The organism is Acinetobacter apis (assembly GCF_900197575.1).
Taxonomy (GTDB): Bacteria; Pseudomonadota; Gammaproteobacteria; order Pseudomonadales; family Moraxellaceae; genus Acinetobacter; species Acinetobacter apis.
Genome location: NZ_FZLN01000001.1, coordinates 47,025 through 66,932 on the forward strand (window position 1 = coordinate 47,025; position 19,908 = coordinate 66,932).

The window sequence follows — 19,908 nt, forward strand, 5'->3', positions numbered from 1 at the left end:
GTGTGATTATGCCTTTTACCCCAATGGGGGAAATCGAAACAATCAACCACTTACAGACGTTTCCTCAAATTGAGGAAGTGCCTAAGGTAGATCAAACCTTATCATTTCTTAACACCTTACTACGAAAATATCGTAGTGAATTTACGTCATTGGTGGATAAACCAAACAAGCTAAAAGATAAAAAGGTGATTGCAAAAGATAGATTAAATAATTATCCTAGCTTTGCTTTGAGCAAAATCTCAAGGTTAGCTTTGGTCGGCTATAAGTTTTCAACAGGCGTACAGTCCGCAAGGGCTTTTTTTGTGCGTAATATCTCTATGCGTTCGCATGTTATGGCGAGGCTGGAGAGGGACATATTTATATGTGCAGGTAACCTGTTGAGCCTGTCGACCAACCCTTTTCAGCTTTGCCACCCTTACTTGGTCGTAAATGGTAAAGCTCCTATATCAACAGGAGTGCATACTCATGCCTAAACAAAACACGAATACAAAACAATATACAGCTTTAGACCTTGCTGACATTCACGCTTGTTTCAATAAATATTTAGATTTATTCCGTACAGCAATCCACGATATTCAAATACGCATTACTGAGTTAAAAGGTCGTGTGTCACCTGAAAATGAGATGTACTTTATACAGCTAGAGAGTGTCTTATCTATCTACGAGTACATGGTTGAGGGACGTTCTGAGCATTATCAAGATTTAGAAGATAAGTATGATTTAGAGCATGATGCCCCAACAAAATGGAGCATCTAACATGAAGAAATTAAGCATTGCCCCTAAATATGACTGCATTGATATGACTGATCTTGCGACATTGGTACATGAGCAGATCGACTGGTTAAGCACAGGCTTGGCAGATATTCGCAAAGAGATATTAAGCGTTAAAGCAGAGTTAACAAACCGCGATTCAAACAATCAATATAAGTTTTCTATTTTGGAGAAGAAAGCCGAGATTTTCGAGTATTTAGCGGAGGATTTCAAAAATATATTTGATAAGGAAATAGCAAAATATACGGCTGAAATTGAAGAAGATAGTGAGGGGCAAGCATGAGTAAACATGAAGCCCCTACGGCAAGTGGCAACCCTAAATCACCGTTAGAAATTATAACCGATGCACAGGTATTAAAGCCACAAAGTAACCAATATTTAACACATGATTTAATTGTATGTTTCGGCAGTCCTGAACAGCCGATCTATGTTGATGTTGGCGAAGTAACTATAGGCAATCAACAGTATATAGACCCTTTGTTATTGCCCATTGTGAATGGTTCATTACAGCACATACAAACCTCAATTTTGAGTTTTGATAAATCTGTATATATTTACCCTGATGGCGGTATGGCAAAAGGCTTTGCCTACTTTGGTGAGATGATAAAAGATCAACCGATTATTATTACTCACCACTTAGAAGCGTTCTTTAAAGTTGCCTCTACTGGGTACGCCGTTGCATTGGTGTTATTGCCTGATGTATGTAAACCGCTTGAGCATAAGCCACTAAACACATACGACTTTAAACAAGTTGAATATGTGGTAAATCAACTGAGCAATGCAGGTTATACGGCGTTATACATGCCTACACGCCCCGAACATATTAAAGCTGATGAATATGTGCAGCTAGAGCAAAACACACCGTTAAGGTTGTTAAATCAGTACATGCAAGTGGGTGATAGTAAGTTTTTAACTGAGCTGAGTGGTGATAATGACCATGCAGAGGTTAAAGCGTTTCTTGATGAAGCGATTAGAGCCTTACCCAAAACAGATCCATTGAGTAATGAGTGGGGCGAGTTAATACCCCTTAATCCGTCAAATACAGTGGAAAGTACGCCGTATCCGATTAACTCATTACCCAATCTAGCAAGACAGGCAATACAAGCTATAGCCGAGCATGTACAAGCCCCTATTGCCATGACTGCCCAATGCGTTATTGGAGCAATGTCGCATATTGCACAAGCAAGAGTAAATGCACCTCACCCATTTAAGACACAGGGCGAACCATGCGGATTGTTCTTACTGACTGAGGGGCAAAGTGGAAGCCGTAAGAGTACAAGCCGAGATATGGCAGATAGAGCCATTATTCAGCATGAAAGAGAGCAATATGAGGAATACCGTAAAGAGGTAGAACAACATAAAACCTTACTGGCAGGGCTTGAACGCAAAGAAAAGGAAATATTCTTAAAAGAAAGCCCACCACCAAGCGACCCGATTAGTAGATATAGCGATATTACACTCGAAGCCATAGCAGGGCTATATGTTGATGGTGTGATTAGTGATGCGTCCATATCCAGTGATGAAGCAGGGCAATTCTTTGGCGGTAACACCATGAAGTCAGATACCCGAAATCATGCACTAGGAGGCTATGCGAAGCTATTTGATGATGGTTCGGTGGAACGTACACGGTCTAAGTCGAACCTTAATGGTAGTGGTCGGGCTTATGATGTACGGCTTACATTCAATCTGCAGGGACAACATGAGGTTTTATCCGATGCACTGAAAGACCCAGTGCTAAGAGGACAAGGCTTCTTACCACGTTTTATATTAACTATCCCTGAAAACCTAGCAGGGACACGTCTACAAACAGCAGATAAGCAAGCCACCAATGCAAGCCTAGATCAACGCTTAATTGCTTACTGGTATCGGTGCGAGTATCTACTCAATGCTACACCTATGCCACAAGACATAGAAAAGGGCGATGATGGGCGTTATGTGTTGTACATGGATAATGACGCTAAACAGATTGATCTTGCGTTCTACAACGAAATAGAGCGATTACAAGCTAAGGGTGAACGCTATGAATATCTCCAAGCATTTGCAAGTCGGGCAAGTCAGCTTGCTAGACGTTTGGCTACCGTGTTCGCTTACTTTGAGGGTTTAGAAAAGATAGATGCTAAGACCTTACAAGGGGCTTGTGATGTAGTACGTCATTCATTGGGTGAATGGGCGAGATATGCAGATATTGAATCGAAAGAGGAGAGTGATGCACAGCGTTTAATACAGTGGCTCATTAAGAAAAGTAAGCAACAAAATGTAGATAAACTTGCTTACTCATATATTCAAACATCATGCCCAAGACCAATGCAGAAAAACAGTAAGCTACTGGAAATGGTTATACAACAATTAGAAGATTCTAATTATATCCGTGTTGATCTAGTGACTAAGAAGCGATTAGTTGTATTAAACCCTTTTTTACTAGAAAAAGTGACTAAATGACTAAGTTGTTATTAAGTAATTGTTATTTAATGGTTTAGTCTTACATAGTCACTGACTATGCCATGACTAAGTGACTAAATTAGATTGATAATATTGGTTTGATTTAGTCGTTTAGTCGGTGACTAAAAACTATATGACTATGCTTGAAAGCCTTATATATTAAGGGTTTAAATGGTTGTTTAGTCACTTAGTCAGATTTCTAAAGAAAAGTATATAAAAAGAGATTCAAAAAATAGCCTCATCATGTATGGGGCTTTTAAATATCTAGTTTTCCCTAGTTTTATGAGGTTCTAACACCAGTATCATTTAAAAGTCATGTTTAGTCATGGCGTTTTGCTAGGGATATAACTAGCAAAGCACCATACTATTTTAAGCTAGACTATTTTTTATAACTGATTTATTTCTTCTTGAGCTTCTTTGAATATATGCCAGTTTAATAAGTGGTTTTGGTAAATGGTTGCCTTATCAGAAAGCTTTATTCCATAACTCAATAACCTAAAGGCTAATACACTATAAAAAGCATCTACAGCTGAGGGTTGGTTAAACATAAAAGGTTTTTGTGCAGATTCAAATATTTGATTTATCCTTTGAATTTCTATATCTAATTCTTCGGAGATATTAATAGTATCTTTTTTCTCTAAAGTATATGGACATGATTTTCTTAGATTGAAAAAACCTGAGTGCATTTCAGCACAGAGGCTACGAGCTATAGCTTTATCCTTGATAGATAAAGGTAGTAAACAGCCTTTTAGTTCTTGAACATACTCGAAAATAGATAAAGAATCATAAACAAAGATATCTTCATCTATAAGGAATGGTACTAGTCCTGTATAAGGGTTTTTCTTTAAGTAAAATGCTTTATTAGGGCTGTTTAGATCTATTAAATGTACTTGATATTTTATATTAGCTAATTTTAAACAAATTAAAGCTCTTATAGACCAAGTAGACAATGTGCCAACATAAATTTCCATATTTGATAATTAGCCTGTATTTAAATAATAAGAAGATTTAAGAATATAGCACTAAATCTCATGGTTAATATTTGATCTTTAATTTTAATGGTATTTCTATAAGTGTCCATGAACCTAAATCTTGTTTGACAAGATATATTCTTATAGCTTACTCAAAGTACCTATATATAAGGCTTACAGCGTTTTTTATACCCCTCGCTTTGTCATACTACGTCAAACAAAATAGACAGCAGTGTTATAACAATACGGCTTTAATGCTTATCTAGTAAGGGATATAGGGCATTTTATACTTATTGCTTTCTAGCTACGTCTAGCAAGAAATTGCCTTTCTAACGTGTTCAAAAAGTCGGTATAGGTATAGTAGAAATCACCATACCCCCATTTTAAAGTTCAGGTTTTCTCAGGTTTTGACACTTCAAAATGTCAAGTTTTGACAAGTTGGTACTTCTGAAAACTTCAGTTTTGATTTCAAGTTTTATCAAGTCCAAAGGTGAGGTTTTGTGAGGTTCTAATGTTGGGTTTTGTGGGGTTCTAATAAAGGGTTGTTCTCATTAGTCATAAATAACGAGCGAACTTTTAAAAGTCAGGTTTTGTCATGTTTCGTTAGATCGTCAAAGGTAAAAGGTTCTACTGGAATATATAAGCCTTATTCATGTTTATATTTTACATTTTTATCGACACGTTATACCCCTCATGTCGATATTTTACGGTTTTATCGACATGACAATAATATTTATATTGGTTGTATATGGTTGTCTTTGGTTGCACTGTTGATTATAATTTATACTCAAACTTATGAGGGTATAACAATGGCTTTAACAGCAGTAAAAATTGATAACGAAATACTAGCCGATGCCAAAGCATACGGCGAGGCAGAGAGTAGAAGTACAGCTAAACAAGTAGCTCACTGGGCAAGAATTGGAAAGATTGCACAAGATAACCCAGACTTAACCTATGAGGATATAACCGAGATATTGCTAGGTATGGCACAGGCTAAAGCAGGCATGACTACACCATATAAGTTTGGTTGATTCATGGATATTAGACAAACCCCATTATTTGAACGTGCAGTTAAGAAAATCACTAAGCAAGACAAAAAAGACCTAGACCAAGCAGTTAAAGATATTTGTGATAATCCCGATATAGGGGAAAGCAAAAAGGGCGACTTACTGGGTGTGAGTGTTTATAAATTCAAGATGAATAAGAAACCAGTATTATTGGCTTATTCAGTTGATGAAGCAGACAATACAGTAATAACCCTTTATTTATTGAAACTAGGTAGCCATGAGAATTTTTACAGGGATTTAAAGAAGCATTAGACACAAAACGCACTTTTGCGCTTTGCTTACTTATCAGTGTGATAAGGGTTATCCAACTTTGGATATGCCCCTTTTTTTTGCTTTACAGCCCTTAATTTATAATTCACGTATAAACCATGATATATAAGGCTTACAGGGCTATTTTTACTTTTCAATCCGTATAGCTACGTAAAGCAAAACAATCAAACCTTACCGTAATCTTACCGTCCTATAACCTCGTTAAACCTTGGGGTAATCTTGGGGTTCTTTTTATAAAAAATTGCCGTTCTTTTTGATTAGATTCTAAATCAGACCAAGACCTATAAATAAGAGTTTCGCAACAACTACGCGCGCGAGGGTATTTACCAAAATATAGGGATGTTGTTAAAAACGATACCCCACTATGACTTACTACTTTTTACTACACTTTTCGGGTAGTGAACGACATTCACCTACTAGTGAACGTCATTCACTAGTTAGCCAATCAAAACAACCATCATGTAAAGAGTGATTGTTGCCATGGGGTAGCATTTGAAATGCGGAATTACTGCACCTATTCAAAGTGAACCAATCGAATAGCTCAAAATGAGCCAATCTCATATATAAGGGTTACAGGTGTGCTTGCTGAGTTTGGGAGAGAATATGGAAGTTAAACTCAAAGATAATTAGGGTAATTAATGCTGTACAAATTTACAGCAATGACTTTTTTGTATCCCCATATGTATCCCTTGAAAAATAGCTATTAACTATATCTATGTAAAACAGCAATTTACTTGTTGAGTTCAATTGTCGCCATCGACTGATAAAAAAGCCTTAATCTTTCATAGATTAAGGCTTTTTTATTTGTTTGAATTTATAAAAATGATATTCCATTGATATGGGTTAAAGAATTAAAAATGCTTACTTTGATAAGCTTTCTACATCATGGAATACAATTCTTTGTCTTAATTTTGATCACTTGCCTTGTTCTATTTTACAGATTTATTTAATATGTAAATTGAAGGTAATTTTTTTTGTAATTTTTGTATTTTTTAAGTTTGCAATCAAATAATGATGATTGCGTTTTTTAAGGGTAAAAAAATGATCGCCATTGTGGGGAAAAATGCTGTTTTGCGGACAACATTCATAGCTTTAATGGGCATATTGATCAGTTCTTATAGTGCATTCGCTTTTGCACAGCCTAAAGCCGGCAGCAGCATTACCAATATTGCAAGTGGCGATTTTTATGATGAGCAAGGCAATTTACAAGTTATTAATTCAAATGCAGTGGTACTCACAGTACAGCCAATTTATGCGCTGAGCTTACAAAGCAATCAACAAAATATTGGTACCATTGGGAGTAAAGTCAGCTTTCCCCATGTGTTAATGAATACAGGGAATATTGCAGATGACTATAAGCTGAGCTTAACGCAGCTTACAAATGATCAATTTAATTTAGAAAATATCGCTGTTTATATTGACCGTGATCAAAACGGCGAGCCTGATGACAATAATAATTTACTCAGTGAGACAAGTAGCTTTCGCTTAGCAGCAGATGAATTTGCATCTTTAATTGTCGTTGGTGGGATCCCAACCAACTTGTCTGAAAATAATATTGCCAACTTTACCTTAACAGCAACAAGTCAACACAATACAAATATTGCCATGACCGTCAGTGATACGGTTAAAGTCGTTGATGATGCAGTGATTCAAGTGACCAAAGCACAAAGTGTGAGCACAGGTAAAACAGGCACTGAAATCACCTATACATTTAATTATAACAACACAGGAACTGCAGCAGCTCGATTGGTACTTAGTGATACCTTAGCAACAGATTTGACTTATCAAGCGAGTAGTGGTCGTTGGAGTAATGGTTCAGGTGCATTGACTGATGCAGATGATACAGAAACAGGTGCCAATACAGGATTAAAATATAAAGCAAGTAATGGAAAAATTGATTTTGAGCTTGAAAGTATTGCTCCCTTAACACAAGGTAGCATTAGCTTTAAAGTCCTTGTAAATGCCAATGCAGCACAAAAAATATCAAATACGCTGAGTTATCAACAATATAATACAGCCAATACTGTGACTAAAAATACACTCACTAATACAGTAATTTTTAATGTAGAACAAACTTTAGGTGTTGTACTTAATTCAAATGCAAGTAGTGCAAATGATGATGGTGAACCCAATACAGGTTCAAGTAATTTACAAAGTTTAAATAATACCTTTGGTGGTGTGGCCAAAGAAATTCAATTTGATAATTATATTTGGAACACAGGACAAGCCACAGACACTTATAATTTAACGTTTTTACAAAGCAATGTGCCAAGTTGTGCTGTCGTCCGTTTATATCATGCAGATGGGCGAACATTACTGACAGATACCAATGGTGATGGCATGTTGGATACGGGCGGCTTAGCTTCAGGTGCTGTTAAAAGAATTAAATTAGGCCTGTATTTTCCATCAAATTGCACATCAAGCAATGTTATGGATATTGATCTCACAGCAAGCTCTATTACGGATACAAGCATTAAAAACAGCACACGTGACCGATTAATCAATACTGTGGCAGTGGGTGAGAGTGATTTATACAACAGCAACAACTCAGGTGCTGGTGTAGGTAATGTGGCAGGCGCTAGTGGTCAAGCGTTGCTTATTAAAACAGCAGCGAAAGGATCACAAGCTATTTTCCCTTTGGTTATTAAAAATAATAGTTCAACGGCAAATAATTATAATGTATATGCCTCAAGTGAAAGCATTGATGTAAATAGTATTAGTACAACACTTCCTGCAGATTGGACGGTTAAATTTTATCATGCAGATGCGGCATGCCAATCTTTACAAGGTGAAATGACCAATACAGGCAGTTTGGCTGCAGGCGCCACAAAGTCATATTGTGCTGTGGTGACAATCCCTGAAAGTACGACATTGGCCAATTTACCACTTTGGTTTGCTGCAAAATCTCCGATGAATGCTCAAGCAGACAGTATTAAAGATCAGGTAGATATTGCGGTACGCCAATTAACTCTTGCAAATGATCAGCAAGGGCGAGTAAATATTGCTGGCACAGTGGTATATCTACATACATTAAAAAATATGGGCACTGTCATTGAGGGCGATGCCGCAGGGAAAGTGAGCTTAAAAGTTACACCGCAAAATGTAAATGATGGATTTACTTATGCATTATATTTTGATGCAAATCACAATGGGGTTTTAGATGAAAATGACCCGCTTGCAACAGATTTATTTGTGACAGGTGGGCTAAACCCTAAACAGTCTGTGCAATTGTTATTAAAAGTTCAATCATCATCTAGCGCAACTAACGGCATGTCTAGCACTGCCAATATTGTGGTGTCAGCAAAAAACACTGTGCAAGGCTTAACTCTTGCCACTGTACAAAATACAGATTTGACCACAGTAGACCCTACACAACTTCGCTTAACCAAAGAACAAAGCAAAGACGAAACTTGCGTCTTGAGCAATGTTGCAACTGCAACTTATAGCAGCACTGCAATGATGATTAAACCCAATCAATGCGTGACTTATCGTTTAACCATTAAAAATGAAGGTTCTACACAAGCTGCGAATGTGGTGATTAATGATGTTGTTCCTGCGTACAGTATTTTAAGAAGTAACTTAAATCCGTCTGTGAGTAAAGGGACTGTGGCAGTGAGCGGCCGGCAAATTTCAGGAAATATTGGCGCACTTGCAGCACAAGAACAAGCCATATTGTACTTTTCTATACAAGTTACACCTTAATTGGGGCAGAGCATAAACATGAAAATGATGAGTGTATTAAAACAGTTGCGTGCCCTAATAAGAATACTAATGGCCGCTTTTGCGATGCTAGTCATTCTGCAACAGGTTACTTTGGCTGCATCAACACAGCAAGTAATTAGTAATATGGCTATTGGTGAATATAGCGAAGAGGGGTCAAGCGTTGTTCAAGTTAGTCGATCTAACTTAGTTCAAACCACAATTTTACCGGTATATTCAGTCAATTTAACAGCCAATCAAACCAAGACAGTGGTTGCAGGTCAAAAGGTATACTTTAACCATACCTTAACCAATACGGGTAACGATGTAGATCAATATACCTTTGCCTTAACAAATAATACAGGTGACAGTTATGATCTTAGCAATTTGGCAGTATTTTTAGATAAAGATAATGATGGTGTGCCTGATGGCGCAGCGATTACGTCATACCCTCTAAGCGCTGGCGAATCAGTCGGTTTGATTGTGTCGGTGACTGTACCTGGTACAGCAACATTAAATCAAACTGGTCTAGTGAGCTTAAATATCACGTCATCAAATAGTGCATCAGGCACCAAATTGAATGTGGATACCACGACTGTCACCAATCAATCTGCATTGGTGGTACGCAAAAAATTCTCACAAACGACTGCTGCAAATGGTGATGTATTGACAGTTCGTGTGGACTATCAAAACATAAGTAGTATTGCCACAGGTGTTGTCACCCTAACCGATACTTTGGATTCAAGTTTAGTGTATCAGTCTAATAGTGGTGAGAATTGGAATGGTGTTACTGTTAATCCGAGTGAAGGCAGTAATGACCCAACAGGTATTAACTACAGCGTGGCATCTAATGTAGTGACTGCAACTTTAAGCAGTGTTGCTGCCAATAGCAGTGGTTATATTGAATTTAAAGTTAAAGTGAATAAGTCTATAGCAGGTGCTGTCAATAACACTGTTAATGCTCAGTATGATCATGATAATAATACATCCACTGTCAATATTTCTGATCTGAGTAATTTAGCCGTTGTTAATATCGCACCAATTTATGCGGTTAAAATCAATGGTAGTGCGACAGATGTAAGCAACAGTACAATAGTGGTGGCAACTCAAGCTGTGCAAGGTGGTGAGCTGACTTTTAATAACTATGTTTGGAATACAGGCAATACAACTGACCGTTTTAACCTTACATTGACTGCAAATACATTTCCAACAGGAAGTCAGATTGAGTTTTATCGTGCAGATGGTGTGACCCCTTTATTAGACAGCAATGCCGATGGTATTCCTGATACAGGATTTATTTCTGCAAATACGCCGTTTCCAATTGTAGTGAAAGTCCGCTTACCAAGTAATTATGCGGTGACAACAGAAACAACATTTGAAGTTTCGCCTCAAGCACAGTCAATTGCTGATGTGTCTAAAAAAAGTATCATTAAAGATCAGGGGAGTTTACGTGCAACAACCACAGCACGACTCGTTGATATCGCCAATAGTCCTGAAAATAACGGTGTTGGCAATGGTAACGTTGATAATGCAGGTGCAGCATGGAAAACTTTAACCACAACCACCACGGTAAGTGCCGTGGCAGGCGGGCAAGTGGTTTTTCCTTTAAGCGTGACACATACAGGGATAGCCACAGAATATTTGCTCAGTGCAAATGCGGCCACTGACTTTACTCGTTTAACATTGCCAAATGGCGTCAATAATGTACGTTTTTACACTGCACAAAATGCAAAAGATTGTAGTGTTTTAGGGACTGAGATCGGAAAAACTCGCTACTTAAATGATGGTGAAAGTCAGTTGGTTTGTGCGGTTGTTGCAGTCAGTGCTCAAACCACTACAACCACCACACCAATTTACTTTAGAGCTTTTTCTAGCAGTTTAGTCAGTACAAATAACAGCAGTAATCCAAGCCAAGATTTAATTAAAAATGCGATTACCATTCAAAGTATGAATGCAGTAGCGCAAGTAGAATTGATGCCAAGTGCACGTGGTCAGGTGGCACCTTTAGGTACAGTGGTATACCGTCATATTCTTAAAAATAACACTGACCGTGAGTTTGCAGGCAACTATAGTTTTCTGATAACCAATGACCAAAATGCATTTCAGAGCACGCTATTTTATGATGTGAATGCAAATGGAGTATTTGATTCAGGTGATTTTAATATACGTTATTTAACTGATTTGCCCAACGGTAAACTTGCAGCTTATGAGCAGGTTAATCTATTACTACAAGTCAAAAACTTAGCAGCAAATAATTTAACACAAGCCAATAATACTCAAGTGAATCTCATCAATGTAAGCACAGGGCAAGTGGTTGCATCGATTATAGATGTCACGTCAGTTAATCAAACACAGCTCAAACTCACTAAATTGCAAGCGCGGGACTTCAATTGTGATGGCACAGCAGATGAAGCATATAGCGCAAATGCAATGACCATTGGACAGCAAGATAATGGGCAAGGGCAGTGCGTATTCTATAAAGTGACGCTCACCAATAGTAGTGCTACAAGTTTAGAAAAGGCATTTAACTTTAGAGATATGACTCCTGCATATACGGTGTTGTTTCAAGCACCTACTTGTACAGCATGTAGTGCTACGACAGCACCAAATGTTGGTGCACCAGGCACGTTATCAGGCACGTTGAGTCGTGTTGCAGCCAATCAAAGTTATGATTTTATTTTTGGGGTGCGCTATGTTGGGAAATAATAAGTTCACCACAGCAGTTGGCCTCATTTTCAATTTTCATCGAGTATTTTGGATCATGAATCGTATTATTTCTTGGGTTGTGGTGGTTTTAAGTGTTGTAATCTTGACACAAAATAGCTTTGCAGCACCGCCAACACTTGAAATATTTTCCAATTCTGGTTCTGGGCAAGGGCCGACCAATGCATCTGGAACACAGACTTTTTTACTCAACCGAAATAACCCTTCAGATAATACAACAGAAGCCTATACACCGACGACATCGGTCAGTTATAACATCACAAATTCTGTCTACAACACTGCGATATATTCAGGTCAAGGTAATACAGCAAATAAGCCTGAACTAATGTTTGGTGGAACCACAAGTGGCAATACCGTGGTTGCTGCAAATATTCTTCAACGGTTAAATGCAATTGGTAGTGCAGAAAGCACCATGTTTGCAGCGTCATTACAAAATGCCACTGCCAATTGTAGCAGTGGCACAGATGGTGCTGCTTGTCTAAGTACCAATGGCGGTATTGATGCTGCTGTTAACCAAGGCGTAAATTTTTTAGCTTTGGCTAAATCGTTGGTCAATGTCAGTGGTGCAAGTACATCGCGTGTTAAAATTGGAACTGTACAAATTTCATTTAACCGTCCAGTGACAAATCCAATATTACAAGCCAGTGGTTTAGGTGGAACAGCTGGGACAGGTTTAGGTTTAAGTGCTGAATTTACTCTGACAGCAAGTAATACAAATGTGACCATGCAGCGTATTGCAGGAAATCGAAATTTTGCAGTCAATGGTATGAATATTGTGAATACTGCATCCACCATTAATGCATCGAGTGCCAGTGGTGGTGCAAGTGGTACAGTTTATTTAAAAGGGAAAGGTATTACCTCATTAACTTTCGACATTTATATGCGAGGGGATGGTGGGAGTAATGCAAATTATACAACCACTAGCGCGGATGCCTTTTTCTTTGGCATTTCAAGTATTGATGCCGACAGTGATCTTTCTATTGTGAAAAGCCAACGTGTTGGAAGTAATGGAAATTTTGTTACTACACAGCTGAATGATGTACCATTAAATTCCGTGCTGCAATATCAATTATTGATAACCAATAACAAGCCACTAAATGCAACTGTGGGCGGCTCTGTTTATTTAGCGCCGTTTGCAGATACTCTGCCATCAAGTTTAAAAGATGTCACTCTTGTAGGTACTGCGACCACCACAGGGACAGGTACAACATGTTCACCCACGCTATCTGGCAATGTTCTGCAAGGTACATTTACAGGAGCAGCTGATGCAACTTGTGTTATTACAATACAAGCAACAGCTGCGACTGCAGGTAACATTACAAATACAGCCAGTGTTGAATCCTCATCCACAGACTTGGTGACTAGTAATGACAGTAGCTCAGTGACTGCTGTTGTTCTCTATCCAACGATTACTGGCGATGCCACTGTTTTAGAAGCACGATTTAATATCACACCGAATGTGCCTGTTATTGAGCGTGGTCGGATCGGGACACAATTAATTGATATTAAAAATGAAGGACCAAATGCAGCAACCAATACAATTGCAACTTATATTGCAGCACCAGCCACAGGGGTAACTGTGGCATCTGTTGGGGTGGTAGGTGGTGCTGCATGTACTCAAAGTGGTAGCAATTGGACATGTCCTTTGGGCAGCCTTGCAAATGGTGCAACCAAACAGTTGTCTGTGAGTTATAGCACAGCATCAACATCGACGTTAGGTCTTGCTCAACAAGCGAGTATTCGGGTATCGAGTGATGAGTTTAACCCAGGCAGTGGTGTGGGAGAAACACTGTATAAAGTATGGGGAACCAATCAGCAAAATGAAATCAGTAAAAACGGTGCATTTTGGGTGGGCTATGAAGGTACAGGCGGCACAGCAAGTGTGGGGTCGTACACAGATGAAGGCAGTACAATCACCAATGCATGGCCAATTACTCAAGCCAGTCCAACAGGTGGATATTTAGTCACAAGCGGTAATGCTGTCAATGACTCAGTGTATGCTGCATCAAGTACAACAGCACCTGCAATGATTCAGCGTGTGATCACCAATATGAGTTCGGATGCCAATGCATCGGTACAACTGAATTACATCAATGCACAAAGCAATGGCGATATTATTGGTGATAACCGCCGAGCATGGGAATATACAACAGGCGTCTATGTGGGGAGTGCACAAACTGCAAAAGTGTGTATGGGAAGTGCTCAAACACGTTTAGATGACAGTGGATACATTTTAGTCGATGGCGTGGAAGTTGGTCGGATCGATAGCTATTATAATAATAGTGGTAATACACTGTTAGCGACGTTGACCTTACAGCCAGGTTATCATCGAATTACATATCGTATCGCAAACCGAAATACATATAATAATAATAGCGAGCGCTCAGCAGGGGGGTATGGTGCCATTGGCTTATCATTAAGTGGTGACTGTTCAACTGCAAAATACGATGAAGCAACAGTGGTTGGTATTCCTGTAAATATTCAAATTATTGATGGTGCAAAAATCAAAATTGCCAAAACTTCAATTAATGGCGTCGGTACGTTTAGTTATAACAATCTGAATAATTTAGTCAACAACAGTACAGATGTCACTACTGAAACGGTGACTACTGTAACAGCAGGAACCACTGTTATTTCTGCACAACAATTGTGGGCAAAAGCATTAAGCAAAGATGTCACCATTACCGAAACCATGCTTGATGGATATGTATTATCTGGTGTGAGTTGTACAGATGCCAATAGTACAACCACTGGTAATACAGGGACATTTTGGACGCTCACCAATCAAGTTTTGACCATTCCTGCAGAACGTATTAAAGAAGGTGCAAATATAACCTGTACTTTTACCAACACTAAATTAATTTATATTGATATTACAGGGCGTGTGTTTGCAGATAACAGTGGTACAACGCTTGATGCCAGCAAAGCCTATAATGCAGTTCAAGATACAGGTGAAGTTGGTATTGCCAATAGCACGATTGTATTAAATAACTGTAGTACAACGCAGTTGGCATCTACAATCACACGTGCCAATGGTGATTATGTATTCTCGATTGAGCAAAACCAATTGCCTGCATCATTTTGTATTGTGCAGCAAAATCTACCTGATTATACCTCGGTCAGTGGTACCACAGGTTATACACGTTCAACTGATACCATTACACTGACCAAAACCAGTGCAACCAGTTATATTGCAAATAACTTTGGTGATGTAAATCTGAGTGTTGTATTAAATGAAGATGGTCAGCATACAGCAGTTGCAGGCGATGTAACGGATTATCCACATCGTTTAATCACCCAAACACCTGTTCAATTGACTCAAATGATGCAAACACAAACACAGCAACCAAGTGGCAGTAGTGATCAGCCATGGCAAGCGTTGGTATACCGAGATAGCAATTGTAATGGGCAAGTGGATGCAGGAGAGGGCGTATTTAATCCAACAGCGACAAATAGTATTTCGCTGTTGCCAAATACAGCGCTATGTTTAGTACAGCGTGTGTTTGTACCTAAAAATGTGGCTGCAGGTGCAAAACATATTGGCGAGTTACAAGCGAGTTATCAATTTGCATTGAGTAATCCATCTCAAACCATTTCAGGGCAAACATTAAAACGCCAAGATGTCACATTAATTGGCAGTGCAGGTTTAACTTTAACTAAAAAAGTGCGTGCTGTTGCAAGCTGTCCATCAACATCATCAGATACCAATGTTTTTGCAATAAGTAATCAAGCCGCTAAAAAAGACAATTTAGAGTATGAAATCACTTATAAAAACAACAGCAGCAAGAAACTGCAAAATGTCAAAGTTAAAGATACATTGCCAACGGGAACAACGTTTGGAAGTATGAGTTGCAGCATTACACCTAGTGGAAATACCTGTGCAACCAGTCGTACTGATGGAGCACTGACGTGGAATTTAACTGGACTATTAAGCCCTACTGCATCTGGCACGCTACGGTTTTGTGTTGCGCAGTAGAGGTGCTTGACTAGGTGGTATGAATACTTAATTTGGTGATCTTGATTGTATATCACGCTAAGAATTGATCTAAATATATACGTTTCTTGTGCAATATTTAATCTCAATTCAATTATTTTTAAACTCAAGTGTTTAAAATTTAATCTATTAGACTAAAGTTTGTACGATAATGACTTAAAATATAATAAATACTTTGAAAGTAGAATTTAATTCTACATAATTTAACCTTTGGTGAATAATCATTTTGAGTTGAATGCAAAGTTATTCTTATTAAAGTGTTTTTTTAAATTATTTTTAAGATTAATTTAATGTTATTTTAAGGTTTATTAAACAAATGGTTTAAAAGCTTTAATTTTAGTTATTTAAAAATAGCTTATTGCAATATATTTTTGTAAAAATACACAAAATTTTCACAAAAATATATAAAATAGTGTGCGTTATGTATACAATGTGTATATTATTTGAGTGATGTGTTAGAGCATATCAAAGTGCTTTTTTGGGGAATTGGGGGCAGTAAACATGCATTTAAAAAAACATTTGATGCAAGGGGTGTTAGGGATTGCAGGTCTAGTTTTTGCAATGACGGTTGCTGCTGAAGCAAAAGTCACCAAAGATCCTGTTTCAGTTGAGCTCAAAACATATCTGATTAACGTTGGTGCTGATGGGAATCAAACCACAAAGCTTGTGACGAACGTTAAACCGAATGATGTGGTTGAGTATCGTGCAACATATACCAATAACACATTAGGTGAAATTAAAAACTTAGTCGCCACCTTACCTATTCCTGTCGAAACACAATTTTTGGGTAAATCGAAGCCCGACAATGTAAAAGCAAGCATAGATGGTGTGAATTTTGCCCCAATGCCTTTAAAACGTAAAGAAGGTGGTCAATGGGTGGATGTCGCACTGAAAGATTATCGTGCTTTACGCTGGACCATTGCTGCTCTACCAATGGGGAAATCTGTCACTGTTTCAGCTCAAACTCGAGTAAACAGTGAAAAAAATGCAACTAAATAGTCTGAATAACTTTTAATTAAAAAATGATTCAGCACCACTTTTAGCTTGCTTTCTTATACCTTCATTCTTTTGGTCTAAACTAGGCCGAAATAAATTACATTACTTAAAATTTGCCATTTAATCATGGCTTTAGAGAAAACTTGTCAGTCATTTAACTAAATTACATTGATGTTGAATCTTTCAATAGGGGAAAGTTCCAAATGTTTGATCAAATCCAACGTTTAAAGTTGACGAAACTTGCAACCTCAATGGCCTTGCTTGCCGGCGGTGTCGCATTTATTTCAACGGCACATGCCGCTGCACCGACCGCAGGTACAAATATCAGCAACATTGCATCTGCAAGTTATACAGACAGCAATGGTTCAAATAAAACAGTGACATCAAACGTGGTGACAACCACTGTTTTACAAGTTGCAAGTTTTACTTTGGCGTCTGATCAAACACAAACTGCCAATGCAAACGGTCAAGTCTCACTGTCGCATACATTAACCAATACTGGGAATGGAACAGATACTTTTACAGTTGCTGTTGCCAATAATGACAGTCGCGATAATTCAACCGACAACTATGATTTTAGTCGTCTGAATGTTTATCTTGATGCCAATAAAGATGGTGTTCCAGACAGTCAAACACCAATTACCAGTGTGAATTTAGCTGCAGGTGCATCGGTCAATTTAATTATTCAAGCGACAACAGCAAGCAGTAGTGTTGCAGCGGGTGATTTGGGTAAATTAACTGTATCTGCTACCAGTACGTTTGACAACACCATCAGCGGTAAGAACGTCGATACGGTGAAAATTACCAATGGTGCTGTAATTAGTTTAGTGAAGTCTGCAAGCGTGCAAAATCTAGATGCAACTCAAACGAGTACAGCATCGCGTGAAGTAGAATATAGCTTAACCTATCAAAACACTGGTAATACCACAGCAAGTAATGTCACCATTACCGATATTTTACCAAGCGGCTTAACCTATATTGCAGGTTCAGCAACGTTAAATGGTACTGTTTTAAATGATGCTGATACCGACACAGATGGATATAACTTTACAGCAGGTAAAGCAACTTTGGTTTTATCAAGCGTTGCAGCCAACAGTACTGGTGTGTTGAAATTTAAAGTTCAAGTCAATCAAAATGCTGCTGCAGGTAAAATTACCAACGTTGCAGAAGTTGATCCTGATGGCTCAGGTCCAGAAGGTAAAACATCATCTAACTCGAATGATGTTACGGTATTAAGTGTGAAAAAAGGTACTGTAAATGACAGCTTGACAGATGCATTTGCTGATGGTCAAACCACAAGTACACCTACGCCAGATGTGATTACCCGATCCACCACTCAAGGTACGCCTGTAAGTTTTGGTGTAACTAGTGACAGTGGTGAGCCAATTGTCATTCACAATACAGGTAATGTTAGCGAAGCTTATAATATTACAATTAATAAAGATGCTTTACCGCCAAGCAGTATTGTTGAACTCTTTAAAGCAGATGGTGTTACACCATTAACAGATACCAATGGCGATGGTGTTTTAGATACCGGTCCAATTGCAAGCGGTGCAACAGCGCAAATTATTTCAAAGGTGACATTGCCTTCGACCTACTTTACGCCAACACCTGCACCAAGTACGCCAATTAATGCTGTTTTAACTGCTGCGCCAATCAGTAATTCAGCAGCAACAGATACGATTAAATTGGTAATTAGCCAAGTCGTTGCATCAACAGTTGACTTGTCTAATGGCGACAGTACAGACAGCAAAGGGTCGACAACTGGTGCATCAGGTCAAGATACTGGTCAATTTATTGACACGAAGACCACAAAGCCTGGACAAGCCACCAGTTTTCCACTTGTGGTAAAAAACAGTGGCGCAACTGGCGATAATTATAATTTATCGACGTCAACACCATTGCCAGAAGGTTGGACTGTTCAATACTACATCGCAGATGGCACAGGTGCTGCAACAGGTGCACCAATTACCAACACAGGTAATATTCCAAGCGGTAGCAGTGTGAACTTAGTTGCTCTTGTGACACCACCTGCCAATGCAGCAGCAGGCAACCAAGAAGTCTTATTTAAAGTGGCATCGCCTGCAACAGGCTTAACTGATGTCATGTCTGACCGTGTGATTGTAGATACTGTTCGTAAAATTAGCCTTCAAAATGACCGTACAGGTCAGGTTGCCCAAGGCGGTACAGTGGTTTATACCCATACTTTAACCAACAACAGTAACATTGTTGAAGGTACAACATCAGGCAGCTTGCCCTTTACATTAACCAATGATCAAGCAGCAAATGGCTGGGTCACAAGTTTGTTTGTCGATTTAAACAATGACACTGTGGCAGATGCCAATGAATTGGTTACAGGAAATGATCTTGCAGCAATGACTGGCAGTATTGCACGTGGTGCATCAGTGAATTTATTAATTAAAGTTCAGTCACCAAGCAGTGCAACTGCAGGCGTAACCAGTGCTGTGACATTGACCATTAAACCTACGGTTGTCGGTGGTCAATCTGTCGCTGATCTTGCAAATACAGATTTGACCACAGTGACCAGCGGTCAAGTGCGTTTAGTGAAAGAACAAGTATTGGCAGATTGTGCAACTGGCGCGGTAAAGTCATCTACCTATACCCAAAACACAGTTTCGGCAAAACCAGGTGAATGTGTTCGCTATAAAATTGTGGCTTATAACGAAGGCAATGCCAATGTAACAAATGTGGTCATTAGCGATGCAACGCCTGCATACACCACATTAAAAGTGATCAGTGGGGCATCACCAATTGCAACTAATGCAACATTAAGCACATCAACAACAGCGTTGGCTGATGGTTCAACAGGAACCATTTCAGCAGAAAAAACACCGCTGTCACCAAGTTCAAATGCGTCCTTAGAGTTTGTAATCAAAGTAAATAATTAACATGCATAAAGAGCAATTTTGCTCTGTATGCATGGGTTAATGTGCGGACATTTGTGCATGTTTGGCAA

Annotated in this window: 12 protein-coding genes; 11 read left to right on the forward strand and 1 reads right to left on the reverse strand. The window is 38.6% G+C overall.

What is annotated here, in order from left to right; genetic code table 11:
• The first annotated feature begins 185 nt into the window (after positions 1 to 185).
• From CFY84_RS00240 to CFY84_RS00255, 4 genes are read left to right on the forward strand one after another with little or no spacing between them, the layout of a single operon-like run.
• Complete coding sequence (locus CFY84_RS00240; protein ID WP_088823339.1) at positions 186 to 473, forward strand: hypothetical protein; 288 nt, start codon at positions 186 to 188, stop codon at positions 471 to 473.
• A complete protein-coding gene (locus CFY84_RS00245) occupies positions 466 to 756 on the forward strand; it encodes a hypothetical protein (protein WP_088822153.1) in 291 nt (96 codons plus the stop codon). The genes CFY84_RS00240 and CFY84_RS00245 overlap by 8 nt, the downstream gene beginning before the upstream one ends.
• Before the next feature lies 1 nt (position 757).
• A complete protein-coding gene (locus CFY84_RS00250; protein WP_088822154.1) occupies positions 758 to 1,054 on the forward strand; it encodes a hypothetical protein in 297 nt (98 codons plus the stop codon).
• Entirely contained in the window at positions 1,051 to 3,210 is a 2,160-nt protein-coding gene (locus CFY84_RS00255; RefSeq protein WP_088822155.1) for a DUF3987 domain-containing protein, read from the forward strand. Before CFY84_RS00250 ends, CFY84_RS00255 begins: the two co-directional genes overlap by 4 nt.
• A 386-nt stretch (positions 3,211 to 3,596) precedes the next feature.
• On the opposite strand, the gene CFY84_RS00260 is transcribed toward CFY84_RS00255, so the two are convergent.
• Positions 3,597 to 4,181, reverse strand: coding sequence for a glutathione S-transferase family protein (locus CFY84_RS00260; RefSeq protein ID WP_088822156.1), 585 nt, complete (start codon positions 4,179 to 4,181; stop codon positions 3,597 to 3,599).
• Positions 4,182 to 4,990: 809 nt separating this feature from the next.
• Between CFY84_RS00260 and CFY84_RS00265 the strand changes: the two genes are divergently transcribed.
• The 7 genes from CFY84_RS00265 to CFY84_RS00295 all read left to right on the forward strand — a co-directional run bounded on the left by CFY84_RS00265 (position 4,991) and on the right by CFY84_RS00295 (position 19,840).
• Positions 4,991 to 5,212, forward strand: coding sequence for a TA system antitoxin ParD family protein (locus tag CFY84_RS00265; RefSeq protein ID WP_088822157.1), 222 nt, complete (start codon positions 4,991 to 4,993; stop codon positions 5,210 to 5,212).
• A gap of 3 nt (positions 5,213 to 5,215) precedes the next feature.
• A complete protein-coding gene (locus CFY84_RS00270; protein ID WP_088822158.1) occupies positions 5,216 to 5,500 on the forward strand; it encodes a type II toxin-antitoxin system RelE/ParE family toxin in 285 nt (94 codons plus the stop codon).
• A gap of 1,059 nt (positions 5,501 to 6,559) precedes the next feature.
• Positions 6,560 to 9,220 (forward strand): autotransporter outer membrane beta-barrel domain-containing protein, encoded by a 2,661-nt coding sequence (locus tag CFY84_RS00275; RefSeq protein ID WP_088823340.1) that lies wholly within the window; start codon positions 6,560 to 6,562, stop codon positions 9,218 to 9,220.
• A 69-nt stretch (positions 9,221 to 9,289) separates the two neighbouring features.
• Positions 9,290 to 11,923, forward strand: a complete 2,634-nt coding sequence (locus CFY84_RS00280) for a hypothetical protein (RefSeq protein WP_407640178.1) — start codon at positions 9,290 to 9,292, stop codon at positions 11,921 to 11,923.
• A 55-nt stretch (positions 11,924 to 11,978) separates the two neighbouring features.
• A complete protein-coding gene (locus CFY84_RS00285) occupies positions 11,979 to 15,917 on the forward strand; it encodes a prealbumin-like fold domain-containing protein (RefSeq protein WP_228149566.1) in 3,939 nt (1,312 codons plus the stop codon).
• 519 nt (positions 15,918 to 16,436) lie between these two features.
• Complete coding sequence (locus CFY84_RS00290) at positions 16,437 to 16,934, forward strand: hypothetical protein (RefSeq protein ID WP_088822161.1); 498 nt, start codon at positions 16,437 to 16,439, stop codon at positions 16,932 to 16,934.
• A gap of 200 nt (positions 16,935 to 17,134) precedes the next feature.
• Positions 17,135 to 19,840, forward strand: a complete 2,706-nt coding sequence (locus CFY84_RS00295; protein WP_088822162.1) for a beta strand repeat-containing protein — start codon at positions 17,135 to 17,137, stop codon at positions 19,838 to 19,840.
• Positions 19,841 to 19,908: the final 68 nt, after the last annotated feature.

Excerpts from the sequence above, each read along its gene's own strand:
- CFY84_RS00245 (WP_088822153.1), top strand. The coding sequence starts at position 466 with ATGCCTAAACAAAACACGAATACAAAACAATATACAGCTTTAGACCTT.
- CFY84_RS00250 (WP_088822154.1), top strand. The coding sequence starts at position 758 with ATGAAGAAATTAAGCATTGCCCCTAAATATGACTGCATTGATATGACT.
- CFY84_RS00255 (WP_088822155.1), top strand. The coding sequence starts at position 1,051 with ATGAGTAAACATGAAGCCCCTACGGCAAGTGGCAACCCTAAATCACCG.
- CFY84_RS00260 (WP_088822156.1), bottom strand. The coding sequence starts at position 4,181 with ATGGAAATTTATGTTGGCACATTGTCTACTTGGTCTATAAGAGCTTTA.
- CFY84_RS00265 (WP_088822157.1), top strand. The coding sequence starts at position 4,991 with ATGGCTTTAACAGCAGTAAAAATTGATAACGAAATACTAGCCGATGCC.
- CFY84_RS00270 (WP_088822158.1), top strand. The coding sequence starts at position 5,216 with ATGGATATTAGACAAACCCCATTATTTGAACGTGCAGTTAAGAAAATC.
- CFY84_RS00275 (WP_088823340.1), top strand. The coding sequence starts at position 6,560 with ATGATCGCCATTGTGGGGAAAAATGCTGTTTTGCGGACAACATTCATA.
- CFY84_RS00280 (WP_407640178.1), top strand. The coding sequence starts at position 9,290 with ATGGCCGCTTTTGCGATGCTAGTCATTCTGCAACAGGTTACTTTGGCT.
- CFY84_RS00285 (WP_228149566.1), top strand. The coding sequence starts at position 11,979 with ATGAATCGTATTATTTCTTGGGTTGTGGTGGTTTTAAGTGTTGTAATC.
- CFY84_RS00290 (WP_088822161.1), top strand. The coding sequence starts at position 16,437 with ATGCATTTAAAAAAACATTTGATGCAAGGGGTGTTAGGGATTGCAGGT.
- CFY84_RS00295 (WP_088822162.1), top strand. The coding sequence starts at position 17,135 with ATGTTTGATCAAATCCAACGTTTAAAGTTGACGAAACTTGCAACCTCA.